Below are 11690 nucleotides of genomic sequence, written 5' to 3' on the forward strand. Positions count from 1 at the left end.
TGTTGGGTCGCCCCTTAACTAATTGTACATATCTTCAATGAGATGTGCGTGTTTCTTTTCCACCAGACCACGTTTGAGTTTCATCGTCGCCGTCAGCTCCTCATCTTCGGCAGTGAGCAAAACGTCGATCAGCCGGAAATCCTTGATCTGTTCGACCCGCGCAAAGTCCTTATTGACCGCTGCGATTTCATTGCCGATCAGCTCCGTCACTTCGGACGCAGCACAAAGGGAAGAAAAGTTCGAGAAGGGGATCTTGCGCTCTTGTGCGAATTTTTCAACGTTTTCCTGATCGATCATGATTAGCGCCGTCAGGTACTTGCGCCGATCCCCGATGATCACCGCGTCCGAGATATACTGGCTGAACTTCAACCCGCTCTCGATCTCTGCGGGCGTGACGTTCTTACCGCCCGCAGTAATGATGATGTCCTTGAGGCGCCCTGTGATGGTGACAAAGCCTTCCTCGTCGATATGCCCCATATCCCCAGTGCGCAGCCAACCGTCGCAGGTGAAGCTTTCGGCTGTTTTGGCATTGTTGCGCCAGTAGCCCTGAAAGACGTTCAGGCCTTTGACCTGAATTTCTCCGTCTTCCGCGATGCGCAGGTCGTTGCCAGGAACAGGTTTTCCAATGGTGCCGATCTTGTTGGCCTCAAGCGTGTTCAGCGCTGCTATGCCGGCGGTTTCAGTCATACCGAAGCCCTCGACAATGGGCACACCAATTGCCCAATACCACCTGAGCAAATCGGGAGAGATCGGCGCTGCACCAGAGCCGCCTCGGCGGAGACGATCTAAGCCCAGCATCCGGCGCAGGTTACGCAGAACAAGCCGATCCCAAAGCCAGAACTGCATAGCGATCGGTGCTGGAACAGGTTTGCCTGCAAGGATAAATACAGCCCGCGCCATTCCAGACTTAAGCGCCTGTGCAAAGGCGAAACGCCCTGTGGGCGTTGCTTCTTTCGCCATGAACATGACCTGCGAGTAGATCTTCTCCCACACGCGCGGGACGGCAGTGAAGGTGGCAGGAGAGACCTCTTGCAGGTTGGAGAACACTGTCTCGGGGCTTTCAGCGAAATTCACAGTAGTCTTCATTGCAAGCGGGTAGTAGATCGACACGTCGCGTTCGAGGATATGACAGAGCGGCAAAAAACATAGCTGTTCGTCGGTTGATTGGGAGGGCAGGGAATGCGCCCCTGCCTCTATCGCGGCCATAATGTTCTCATGGCTCAGCATGGCGCCTTTGGGATTACCGGTGGTACCTGAAGTATATATGAGCAGGGCGGTGTCTTGTGACGTGGTTTCAGCGATTTCTGCTTCGAATGCGTCGGGTTCATCGACCTCAGCCTGCTGCCCCAGAGCATACAAGTCCTCGATCATCATGCAACGCGGATGATCCAGGTCGTGCAGGCCTTCATCCTCAAGGATAATGACCCTGAGCAGATCGGGCAGATCCGCCTCGACTTCGAGGAACTTGTCCAACTGCTCTTCATCTTCAACGAACAGAAACCGGCTGCCACTGTCATTGATCAGGTATTTTAACTGGCTGGCCGAATCTGTGGTGTAGACGCCCGAAGCAATCCCTCCGACACACTGGATGCCCATGTCGAACCACGCCCATTCCTTGCGGTCTTCGGACAGGATCGAGACAACCTCGCCACGTTGCAGACCCAGCTTGCGCAGGGCCAGCCCGATCCATTTGGCGTGTTGCCAGTAGTCGGCCCATGAGTAGGATTTCCAGATGCCGAAGTCCTTCTCGCGATGCGCCGTACGCTGTCCCAGTTCGGCACAGCGTTTCTGGAATAACTCGCATATCGTGACACAGCCATCGACTCGCAGGGGTCTCTGACCAGGCGTAGCGTTGAACTGCACACCGTTGATACTGGTCTGAGGGGGCAGGGGGCTTGCGTCCATCCAGCTCACCTCCACGTCTTTTTGCGTTTCCAGCGGCGGTTTTCTCGCGCGCCTTCTTCCTGAACGCCCAGATAGAAGTTCTGAATGTCCTCGGATTGCAGCAAGGTTTCAGCCGCACCATCCATAACGATCCGTCCGATTTCCATTACATAGCCATGATGGGCGAGTTCCAGTGCCGCGTTGGCGTTCTGCTCGACCAGCATCATTGTCATGCTCTGTTCGTCATTCAGGCGTTTGAGAATGCCAAAAATCTCTTGCACCAGCAGCGGCGATAGGCCCAGCGAGGGCTCATCCAGCAGCATGATACGCGGGTTAGCCATCAGGCCGCGCCCAATCGCCAGCATCTGCTGTTGCCCGCCGGACAGAGTGCCAGCCTCTTGATTGCGGCGGTCTTTCAACACAGGAAAGTAGGAAAACACCAGATCGCGGTCATGATCGATCTGTCCTTTATCCGAAAGGGTATAAGCCCCAAGGTTCAGGTTCTCGTCGACGGTCAAAAGTGGAAAGACCTCGCGTCCCTCGGGCACATGGACGATGCCTTTTTGCACGACCTTGTGAGGTTCCGATCCCTGTATTTGCTGACCGTCAAATGTGATTGAACCTTTTTCGGGATCCATCACGCCTGAGATTGTTTTCATCAGCGTTGTCTTGCCCGCGCCATTTGCGCCCAGGATTGAAACGACCTGCCCTCGATGCACGTCCAATGACACGCCACGAATGGCCATGATCGGGCCATAAAAGCTTTCAACATTGCGAATGCTAAGGATCGGTTGGTTCATGAAGCTTTGCCCAAATAGGCCTCTACCACAGCAGGATGAGATTGAACTTCGGCTGGGGTTCCAAGGGCAAGATTCGCTCCGTCGGCCATGGCAAGAACCCGGTCGGACACGCCCGAGACCAGACCCATATCGTGCTCTACCATAAGCACGGTAATGCCCATCTGACGCCGGATGTCATCGATCCACCAACGCATATCGGTGGTCTCTTCCACCGATAGGCCCGAGGCGGGTTCATCCAACAGCAGGAGTTTTGGATCGGTGGCCAACGCTCGGGCGACTTCGACCACCTTACGCACGCCATAGGGGAGGCCCGAGATCATCTTGTCACGAAAGGCCTGGAGGTCGAGGAAGTCGATGATCTCTTCAACCTTTTCTCGGTTCTCGATCTCCTGCCTGCGAGCTGAGGGCGAGAACAGAATTTCCGAGATCAGATTGGTTTTGCGGTGCCGGTGGCGCCCGACCAGGAGGTTCTGCAAAACGGTCGCATGTTCGAACAGTTCAATGTTCTGGAATGTCCGCGCGACGCCATAGGCCGCGACACCCGAGGGCTTGATACGCAGCAGATCATGCCCGTCAAAGTGGATCGCCCCTGCATAAGGATCATAGAAGCGCGAAATCAGGTTGAAGACCGTTGATTTGCCGGCGCCGTTGGGACCGACGATGGCGAACACCTCACCTTCTTGCACGTTGAAGGACAGATCATCCACAGCAGTCAGACCGCCGAATTTCAGGGTAACGTTTTCAAACTCCAGCAAGCTCATCTCAGACGCTCCGTCTTGAGATAGGACTTTTGTCTTTTGAACATGTCCTTGCGGTAGAAGGGGAACAGTTCGAACCACGTCCGGATTTTTAGCCATCGACCATACAAACCCATCGGTTCGAACAGGATGAAAGCGATCAGGATCATGCCAAAGATGCCGAATTCGAGCCCCGGAATGGCGACCGTATTGCCGCCAAACAGGGCTGCCGCGTATTCCTTTGAAATCGACAGAAACTGCGGCAGGAAACCGATCACGATTGCGCCCAAAAACGCGCCATGTATCGAACCCAGACCTCCGATAACGATCATCATCAGCAATTGGATGGAAATTACGACACTGAAGGTCTCGTTATTGAACGCCCCAGAGAACATACCCATCAATGCGCCTGCTAATCCGGTGACCGCGCAGGAGAGGGCGAAAGAGATCGTCTTGGTGCGCGCGATATCCACACCCATCGCCTGCGCTGAGACCTCAGAGTCTCGTACGGCGATGAAGCTGCGGCCCAAGGGCGCGCGCAATAGGTTGATATAGCCCAGTGTCACGATAACGGCGACGGCCAGCACCAGCCAGAAAAACGGGGCCGGGGTGGCCCAACGATCGACCAGATATCCGAAGATTTCGACACCACCCAGATATTTACCCGCGACGCCTCCGGTGACGGGTTCGGCCAGAACGATGATGTCGTCCATGAGCACAGAAAGAGCCAGGGTGAAGATCGCAAGATAGATGCCATGCAGGCGCAGGGCAGGAATAGCGACGGTTGCTCCGACGATGCCGGTCAACAGACCCGCCAGAGGGAAAGCGATGAGGAATGGTACTCCTGCCTCGATCAGGATGACATTGGCATAGCACCCAACGGCCAGAAAGGCGGCATGGCCAAGGCTGGCCTGCCCGGTGTGGCCGGTTAGGATCATCAAGCCCAAACCCGCGATGGCCCAGATCAGAACATTGGTCAGTTCGCCAAGATAAAAGTCATCCAACCACCACGGCGCAGCGGTTACGACCGCCAACAGGATCAGATAGAGGCTGAGCTGATAGCCATCCTTCCAAGGGCGAATGTCCTGCATATAGTTTGTTTTGAAAACAATCCGCATGCGATCAGACCTTCTTGACCCGCACCTGGCTGAACAGCCCATGCGGTCGAAAGATCAGAACTGCCAGCAACAGCGCATAAGGCGCGATCTGACTGTACCCGGCTGCGATATAGCGGCTGGCAAAGGGCTCGATTACGCCGACGATTAGCCCGCCGGCCAAAGCGCCGGGCAGGCTGCCGAATCCGCCTATCACAGCTGCTGCAAATGCCTTGATTCCCAGAAGCCCAGTTGTGGGATCGACCGAGCCTTTGGCCGCGAACAAAATTCCGGCAATCCCAGCGACAACTCCGGCCAATGCCCAGATTAAGCCCTGAACCCGCTTGACCGGGATCCCCATGTAATATGCCGCCAACTGGTTTTGAGACGCACCTTGCATGGCAAGCCCCAGCTTGGTCTTGCTGAAGAACACATAAAGACCCCAGGTCAGTAGGACGGTGACAACAATCACGGCCACGTCCTCCATCCCCAGCACAAGACCACCGAACCGGATTTCCTTACCAGCCAATGGGTTCTGCAGCGTTTGCGGCTCGTGCCCCCAGATCAGACCAGCTGCAAACCTGATCACAAAGCCCAAGGCGATGGTTAGGATCACCACGGCAGTCTGACTTTCGCCAAAGACGCGGCGGATGATCAGCCGATCGATCAGATACCCAAGTGCGCCCATAATCCCCAGTGAAATCGGTAGCGCCAGCCAGAAGGGCAACCCCATATATTCCGTATTCGTAAGGCCAATGGTGACAAACGCACCCAGCATCATGAAATCGCCCTGCGCAAAATTCACTGCCTCGGTGGCTTTGTAAATCAGTACAAAGCCAAGGGCGATCAGGCCGTAGACACAACCATTCGCCAGCCCGCTAATCAGCAGCTGTGCGTTATCCAATCTCACCCTCCCTAAGCCGGTTAAGTCCGGCGCTTTGTTCTACTATGGAGTGATTATCACCTTCCCGTCACTCTTTTTCAGAGCATCCGCCAGATTTGGCAGCACTTCTCGTAGCGAAAGCCGTGCGGAAACATCTGTGCGCCAGCGCCCATCTGCAAATCGCGCCTGCACTTCGCTGACAACTCGCATTTGATCAGCCGGGGGGGTGTCCATCATCCAGCGGGTCAGCCAGAAACCCTCGATCCGTTTGCTCATGAAGATCAACTGGCCCATCTGAGTCAACTTCGGCATTTCCGAACTGAGTTTCCCATAGCAAACCCACCGCGCGCCATTGGGCATCGCGCAGAACACCTGCTCTGACAGTTGGTCGGAAACCGCGTCGAGAAAAACACGAGGTTTCAGATCTGCACTGATCGTGGCAAACCGCGTCGGCGCATCCGTATCGCTAGTCACGACCACCTCTGCCGCACCCAGGCCTTTTAACATCTCGACCGTTTCGGCGCGCCGCACCAGAGCGATCGGTTTCAACCCAAGATCCCGTCCAAGGCTGCACATCAGCTTCCCAAGCTGGCTGGTGGCGGCAGAGACCACAAAAGCCTCGCCCTCAGCCCGTGCGATATCCACCATCGCCATTGCGGTTAGCGGGTTTACGATCTGCGCCGCCCCGTCTTCATCCGAGATTTCGGGGCGCAAGGGGATACACATCTGGGCCTGCGTCACAACATATTCGGCCCAAGCACCAGAGCCTGCTGCCACAAAGGCCACGCGCTGATCCAGCAGTGCGTCAGCCCCGGTACCGGTGGCAACAACATCTCCGCACCCCTCGAACCCTGCTGCGGCGCCTTTGACCCGCGGCTGACCATATTCCCCTTTGATGAAATGAATATCTGACGGGTTCACCGAGGCTGTGCGCAGTTTGATCAAAACCTGTCCCGCCTTGGGCACAGGCAAAGGCAGCTCGGCCTCCGCTAACCAGTCCGAGGCATTCTCCAGCGTCGGTCCCGTGGCTGTGCCGGAATATCCGTCCTGCGTCTGAACAACGGCAAACATGGTGTCGGGCAGGGTGGTCATCGTTCGATCCTTCTTTGATGCGAGTTCAGCACGAGGCCTTCGTCGTCACAATGTAACACACTGATAAAAGGTTTTATTTTTTAAAAACAATCTCAAGAAAGCAATCAAACACGGTGAGCTATGTCAATTGGGTAATGCCGTAATGTGACGCAAATTAAGTCGCATCCCGACCGGGTGAACCAGCCCTCTTGGGGCTAGTTCTGGAATTGATCACTGCTGCGTCATCAGATTGCGCAGATCCTGTATCTTCGCGACAACCAGCTCAGGCGACGCTTTGATCTCGTCGAGGATCTTCATAACCTGTGTTTTGATGTCCTGAGACAAGGCGCTTTCCTGAACCGACGTGACGATTGCGTCATAGTCGAAATTCTGCGCGGTCAGCATGCCGTCCTGAACCCACGAGTTGAACAGTTCCTGCCCCTGACCGGCAAGCGCTGCGACCTGATCGCCAGCTGCTGAGGCTGCATCATTGGCCTGCTCGGTCAAAGATGTAGCAGCGTCGCTGGCCTGTTCCGATACGGAAGATGCAGCTTCCGAGGCCTGATCCGCAATCGAGGACGCAGCCTCGGATGCTTGTTCAGTCGCCGCCTCAACGGCATCAGCAGCGCCCTCTTGTATTGCCGAGGCTGCTTCACCAACCGCCTCTGAGGCATCTTCAGCCGCCGATTGCAACTGCTCGGCAGGGGTTGGTTCAGGTTTTGTGGCGAAATAGTAAGCGCCTCCGCCGATAACGGCGATGGCTACGATAAGTAAAAGACGCGACATTGGATGTCTCCTTCAAATGATGTGTCGCTCAGATGGGGTTAAGGTACGTTAAAGCAAAGGGGAAAACACGTGAGTTTGCAGCATATTGCGGGTTTGAGCCACACTGCGCTGATTGACACTGCAGGCAGTGGCAACATCATGCCATCCATTGCAGGAATCGCAACACAAGCAAAGAAACAGCCTTGAAGGATGAATTGATTTATGGCGGAGAGACAGGGATTCGAACCCTGGGTGGGCTTGCACCCACAACGGTTTTCGAGACCGCCCCGTTCGACCACTCCGGCACCTCTCCGCGGGGGTCTGTGAGGGGGGGATTTAGTGGTGAACGGGCAGGGGTGCAAGCAGAAAGTTCCGGATTTTGACGATAGTGGGATTTTCCATTGCCAGAGGTAAGAAAACACCTAGGCTGATATGTATGACTTACTTTATACGCCAGTTCGCAATCAGCCTCATCCTTCCAATTTTCTCGCTTGGTGTCATGGCCTCGCCATCTCAGGCCGCCAGTCAGGATCAGATTGAGGCGTTTCTGACCACGACAGGGTTTGACGTTGCCTTGGAAAGCATAGCGCAGGCCTCTGCTTCGGCCCCGCAGATGCTGGGTATCGACCCTGACGGCTTCGGATCGGATTGGGCGCGTCTGACCGAAGAGGTGTTTGATACCGCTTTGATGCACGAAACGGCCGTCTCTATCCTTGAACAGACGCTTAGCGAAGAGGCGCTGGTCCACGCGGTCTCGTTTTATGCCTCGGAGTTGGGGCAAAGACTGGTCGTTGCTGAAAACGCCGCTCATATGGATGACGATGATGATGCCAAACAACTGGCCGGGCAGGAAATCGTCTCGAAGTTGATAAAAGAAGGCTCATCGCGCGTTGAAAGCCTGAAGCGCATGAACCGTGCGGTGGACGCCAGCGGAACCTCGCTGCGCGCGCTGCAAGAGATTCAGGTGCGGTTTTTACTGGCCGCAAGTGCGTCTGGCATTATCGACATGCAACTGAGCGGAGATGAACTGCGCGCGATGATCCAACGCAATGAAGGTGAGTTGCGTCGATCTCTGCAACTGTCAGCTTTGGCAGGGGCGGCTTACACCTACCAGGATTTCTCGGATGAGGATGTCGACGCCTATGTTGACGCTCTGGAACAGCCTCTGATGCAGGAGGTCTATGAGCTGTTGAATGCGATCCAATATGAAATCATGGCGATGCGGTTCGAAGTATTGGCCGCCCGCATGGCCGAATTGCGCCCGGCGCAGGATATCTGATGCGAGTTTTAGCTACGGCACTCTGTTTGACGATCTGGGCGCTGCCTCTGACCGCAAGCGAACGTGCTGAAAGACTGATGCAGGCGATGCATATTTTGGATTTTATGAAAATTCTTAGTGAAGAAGGCGTGGCGCAAGGGCATGCAATCAACGAGTCGATGCTGGGCAGCTCAGGAGGAGCCTATTTTTTGGCGCAAGTTGAGGATTTGTACGATCCGAGCACGATGCACCAACAACTTTCGCTGTCGGTTGGCGAGATGATGTCCGATGTGCAGCTAGAACAAGCTTCGATCTTTTTTGAAAGCGAACTGGGGCAAAGCATCGTTTCTCTGGAAAACTCGGCGCGCCGGGCCATTGCAGATGACGCGATCGAAGAGATGGCACGCAGCGCTTACGAACAGGCTGATCGCGAGGGCATGTTTTTTCGTCTTGTCGATGAATATGTGCAGGTCAACGACCTGATCGAGAAAAATGTGCAAGGCACCATCAGCGCCGATTATAGTTTTTACCAAGGACTTGCCTCTGGGCAAAGTGCCCTGTTCGACGATGCATCCGTGTTGCAGGAACTGCTATCTCAGCATGAGAACACCAGGGCGGAGACAACTGAATGGATGTACTCGTTCCTTTTATTGGCCTATCAGCCGTTGAACGAGTCTCAGATGCGAGAGAACATCGCCTTTTCCCGCACCGATGCGGGTCGGGCCTTAAATTCCGCCTTGTTCATGGGTTTTGATGAAATGCTAAACGGCATCTCTTACCAGCTTGGTCAAACCGTCGCGCAAGCCATGAAAGCGTCGGATCTCTGAGCCGCAGATTTTTGGTTGACTTTCTTCATGAATGCTTCGATAAGCGCGCATCCCGGCCGGCTTTCCGCGCCGGGTATCGTTATTCTTTGACCTGATGGCATGTGCCAAAGGTCATTCACACAGCCCGAAAAGGGCGCGCTGTTCGAGGTGGCGAAAGCCAGTAACACCCAATCGGGGACCACAGAACGCGGTTAGACAAAGGAAAGACGCATGTTTGCGGTCCTCAAGACTGGCGGCAAGCAGTACAAGGTTCAGGCGGGCGATGTGCTCCGTGTTGAAAAGCTGGCTGCCGACGCAGGTGAAAAAGTTCAATTCAACGATGTTCTGATGCTGGGCGGCGACGCACCGGTTGTTGGTGCACCTTTCGTTGAAGGGGCAGGCGTACAGGCCGAAGTGATCGAACAGATCAAAGGTGACAAGGTCATCAAGTTCGTCAAGCGCCGTCGTAAGCACAGCTCGAAGCGTACCGTTGGTCACCGTCAGAAACTGACTCTGGTCAAAATCACCGACATCCTGTCGTCGGGCGCTGACAAGTCGGGCATCAAAGCTGCAACCGGTTCGGCACCGGCTGGCGAAGCTGCTCCGGTAGCGAAAAAGCCTGCCAAGAAAGCTGAAGCCAAAGCAGAGGCACCCGCCGCAGCTGCTGCCGCTGACGATCTGACAGCTCTTAATGGTGTCGGCCCTGCCGCTGCCAAAAAGCTGGTTGAAGCTGGTATCGAAAGCTTTGCCGCTCTGGCCGCCTTGTCGGACGAGCAGATTGCTGCTATCGACACCATCAAAGTGAAACCCGAATGGGTTGAGCAAGCCAAAGAGCTGGCTCAGGGCTAAGGAGAGAGAGAATGGCACATAAGAAAGCTGGCGGTTCCTCCCGTAACGGTCGCGACTCAGCTGGTCGTCGCCTTGGCGTGAAACTGTATGGTGGCCAGGCCGCCATCGCAGGCAACATCATCGTGCGTCAGCGCGGCACCAAGTTCTGGCCGGGCGAAGGCGTAGGCATGGGCAAAGACCATACCATCTTTGCAACTGTCGATGGCGCCGTGAAGTTCCATAAGGGACTTAAAAACCGCACCTTTATTTCGGTCCTGCCAGTGGCGGAGGCCGCAGAGTAAGCCGAAACCCAGAAGGTTTAAGAAAAATTCATGGGGGACCGGCACAAAGTGCCGGTCCCTTTTTCGTTTTAACGCAGTCGTGATCACCAGAACCGATGACAGTCGCAACCACCAGTTTCCTGATTTTTGCCGCTTCGCAGGTCGGCACGCCGGGACCGGCCAATATGGTCCTGCTGGGAACAGGTGCGCGTTATGGCTTTCGGTCGGCTCTACCCTTTGTGGGCGGGGTCATTCTGGGCAAACAGCTGATCATCTGGCCGGTTGGTTTTGGCCTGATGCAACTGGCCGATCAGGTGCCGTTGGTGTTCGAGACACTCAAATATGCTTCTGCTGCATATATTTGCTGGCTCGCGTGGAAAATTGCCAATCTGCGGCTTTCCCGAGGTCAATCGGATAAGCAAGTGCCCGGTTTTCTGGCGGGGTTAATAGTGCATCCGCTTAACCCTAAGGCTTGGGCAATGATTATCGCAGGTTTCACCGGGTTTGTGGCAACAGGAACACCCAGTTTTGAGGCGACCCTCACGATCGCTCTCTGTTTGTTAATCTGCCAGATCGTATTGCACCCGATCTGGACATTTGCAGGAGATCGGATCGCCCATGCGGTTGAAGGTCGGCCTGCAGAAAAATATCTGATGTGGACGTTAGCCAGTTTGACAGTTGCGTCCGTACTTTTTGTGTTGTTCGGAGGAGGAACGCACTCATGAAGATTGAGGCAATAATAAATCAGCCGGTCATTGAAACCGAGCGGTTCGACCTTCGCCCTCTGCGTCGGTCGGATTTGGGTCTCATTGAGCATTACGCAGGCGATGAGCGTGTGGCGCGCATGACGACATCGATCCCGCATCCATTGCCACCCGGCTCGATTGAGGCGTTTGTGATGCGCGCGATGGCCGAAGACCGGGACGAGGATGTCTGGGCAATGGATGCCACAAAGGATGGTGGCCCGGAGCTGATCGGACTGATTTCATTGACTCGGCTGGATCGCAACCAGTCCGAGGTCGGCTATTGGGTCGCCCCGGTGTATTGGAACACCGGCATTGCATCGCTGGCCGTTGAAACGCTGGTCAACGCCAATCCGCTGGAAAACGCGACCATGTTCGCCAGCGTGTTCCAGGACAACCCGGCCTCGGCCCGGGTTCTGACCCATTGCGGATTCCAGTATCTTGGCGATGCGGAAACCTATTCGGTGGCGCGCGATGCGAATGTGCCCACCTGGACCTATACAAAGAAACTCTGACTTGTGGCCGATGGGGCCTTTGCAG

13 protein-coding genes and 1 tRNA gene are annotated in these 11690 nt (G+C 55.3%); 6 read left to right on the plus strand and 8 right to left on the minus strand.

Annotated features, from left to right (window positions below; genetic code table 11):
- Positions 1-18 precede the first annotated feature (18 nt).
- From ACR0NE_RS05185 to ACR0NE_RS05220, 8 genes are all read right to left on the minus strand, one after another.
- Positions 19-1905 (minus strand): AMP-dependent synthetase/ligase, encoded by a 1887-nt coding sequence (locus ACR0NE_RS05185; protein WP_170595651.1) that lies wholly within the window; start codon positions 1903-1905, stop codon positions 19-21.
- Positions 1906-1910: 5 nt separating this feature from the next.
- Positions 1911-2684: an ABC transporter ATP-binding protein gene (locus tag ACR0NE_RS05190; RefSeq protein ID WP_170405694.1), complete on the minus strand. Its 774-nt coding sequence runs from the start codon at positions 2682-2684 to the stop codon at positions 1911-1913.
- A complete protein-coding gene (locus tag ACR0NE_RS05195) occupies positions 2681-3445 on the minus strand; it encodes an ABC transporter ATP-binding protein (protein WP_170595649.1) in 765 nt (254 codons plus the stop codon). Before ACR0NE_RS05195 ends, ACR0NE_RS05190 begins: the two co-directional genes overlap by 4 nt.
- The gene (locus ACR0NE_RS05200; RefSeq protein ID WP_170595647.1) at positions 3442-4539 is read right to left on the minus strand and encodes a branched-chain amino acid ABC transporter permease; all 1098 of its coding nucleotides are present in this window, start codon (positions 4537-4539) and stop codon (positions 3442-3444) included. The genes ACR0NE_RS05195 and ACR0NE_RS05200 overlap by 4 nt, the downstream gene beginning before the upstream one ends.
- Before the next feature lie 4 nt (positions 4540-4543).
- Complete coding sequence (locus tag ACR0NE_RS05205) at positions 4544-5419, minus strand: branched-chain amino acid ABC transporter permease (RefSeq protein ID WP_170393104.1); 876 nt, start codon at positions 5417-5419, stop codon at positions 4544-4546.
- 42 nt (positions 5420-5461) lie between these two features.
- Positions 5462-6490: an alcohol dehydrogenase catalytic domain-containing protein gene (locus ACR0NE_RS05210; RefSeq protein WP_170595645.1), complete on the minus strand. Its 1029-nt coding sequence runs from the start codon at positions 6488-6490 to the stop codon at positions 5462-5464.
- 210 nt (positions 6491-6700) lie between these two features.
- Complete coding sequence (locus ACR0NE_RS05215) at positions 6701-7255, minus strand: hypothetical protein (protein ID WP_170393102.1); 555 nt, start codon at positions 7253-7255, stop codon at positions 6701-6703.
- Positions 7256-7457: 202 nt separating this feature from the next.
- Positions 7458-7547: transfer RNA gene (locus ACR0NE_RS05220), tRNA-Ser, on the minus strand.
- 123 nt (positions 7548-7670) lie between these two features.
- Between ACR0NE_RS05220 and ACR0NE_RS05225 the strand changes: the two genes are divergently transcribed.
- The 6 genes from ACR0NE_RS05225 to ACR0NE_RS05250 all read left to right on the plus strand — a co-directional run bounded on the left by ACR0NE_RS05225 (position 7671) and on the right by ACR0NE_RS05250 (position 11665).
- Complete coding sequence (locus tag ACR0NE_RS05225) at positions 7671-8513, plus strand: DUF2059 domain-containing protein (protein ID WP_170421599.1); 843 nt, start codon at positions 7671-7673, stop codon at positions 8511-8513.
- Positions 8513-9319, plus strand: a complete 807-nt coding sequence (locus ACR0NE_RS05230; protein WP_170595642.1) for a DUF2059 domain-containing protein — start codon at positions 8513-8515, stop codon at positions 9317-9319. The genes ACR0NE_RS05225 and ACR0NE_RS05230 overlap by 1 nt, the downstream gene beginning before the upstream one ends.
- Positions 9320-9529: 210 nt before the next feature.
- Complete coding sequence (locus ACR0NE_RS05235; protein ID WP_170421606.1) at positions 9530-10147, plus strand: 50S ribosomal protein L21; 618 nt, start codon at positions 9530-9532, stop codon at positions 10145-10147.
- An 11-nt stretch (positions 10148-10158) separates the two neighbouring features.
- Complete coding sequence (rpmA, locus tag ACR0NE_RS05240; protein ID WP_010440093.1) at positions 10159-10428, plus strand: 50S ribosomal protein L27; 270 nt, start codon at positions 10159-10161, stop codon at positions 10426-10428.
- Positions 10429-10523: 95 nt separating this feature from the next.
- A complete protein-coding gene (locus tag ACR0NE_RS05245) occupies positions 10524-11132 on the plus strand; it encodes a LysE family translocator (protein WP_170595640.1) in 609 nt (202 codons plus the stop codon).
- Positions 11129-11665: a GNAT family N-acetyltransferase gene (locus ACR0NE_RS05250; RefSeq protein ID WP_170393085.1), complete on the plus strand. Its 537-nt coding sequence runs from the start codon at positions 11129-11131 to the stop codon at positions 11663-11665. Before ACR0NE_RS05245 ends, ACR0NE_RS05250 begins: the two co-directional genes overlap by 4 nt.
- Positions 11666-11690: the final 25 nt, after the last annotated feature.

The sequence above is a fragment of the Ruegeria sp. C9 genome (genome assembly GCF_056537585.1).

Coding starts and splice junctions, on each gene's coding strand:
- ACR0NE_RS05185 (WP_170595651.1), bottom strand. CDS start 1,905: ATGGACGCAAGCCCCCTGCCCCCTCAGACCAGTATCAACGGTGTGCAG.
- ACR0NE_RS05190 (WP_170405694.1), bottom strand. CDS start 2,684: ATGAACCAACCGATCCTTAGCATTCGCAATGTTGAAAGCTTTTATGGC.
- ACR0NE_RS05195 (WP_170595649.1), bottom strand. CDS start 3,445: ATGAGCTTGCTGGAGTTTGAAAACGTTACCCTGAAATTCGGCGGTCTG.
- ACR0NE_RS05200 (WP_170595647.1), bottom strand. CDS start 4,539: ATGCGGATTGTTTTCAAAACAAACTATATGCAGGACATTCGCCCTTGG.
- ACR0NE_RS05210 (WP_170595645.1), bottom strand. CDS start 6,490: ATGACCACCCTGCCCGACACCATGTTTGCCGTTGTTCAGACGCAGGAC.
- ACR0NE_RS05215 (WP_170393102.1), bottom strand. CDS start 7,255: ATGTCGCGTCTTTTACTTATCGTAGCCATCGCCGTTATCGGCGGAGGC.
- ACR0NE_RS05225 (WP_170421599.1), top strand. CDS start 7,671: ATGACTTACTTTATACGCCAGTTCGCAATCAGCCTCATCCTTCCAATT.
- ACR0NE_RS05230 (WP_170595642.1), top strand. CDS start 8,513: ATGCGAGTTTTAGCTACGGCACTCTGTTTGACGATCTGGGCGCTGCCT.
- ACR0NE_RS05235 (WP_170421606.1), top strand. CDS start 9,530: ATGTTTGCGGTCCTCAAGACTGGCGGCAAGCAGTACAAGGTTCAGGCG.
- rpmA (WP_010440093.1), top strand. CDS start 10,159: ATGGCACATAAGAAAGCTGGCGGTTCCTCCCGTAACGGTCGCGACTCA.
- ACR0NE_RS05245 (WP_170595640.1), top strand. CDS start 10,524: ATGACAGTCGCAACCACCAGTTTCCTGATTTTTGCCGCTTCGCAGGTC.
- ACR0NE_RS05250 (WP_170393085.1), top strand. CDS start 11,129: ATGAAGATTGAGGCAATAATAAATCAGCCGGTCATTGAAACCGAGCGG.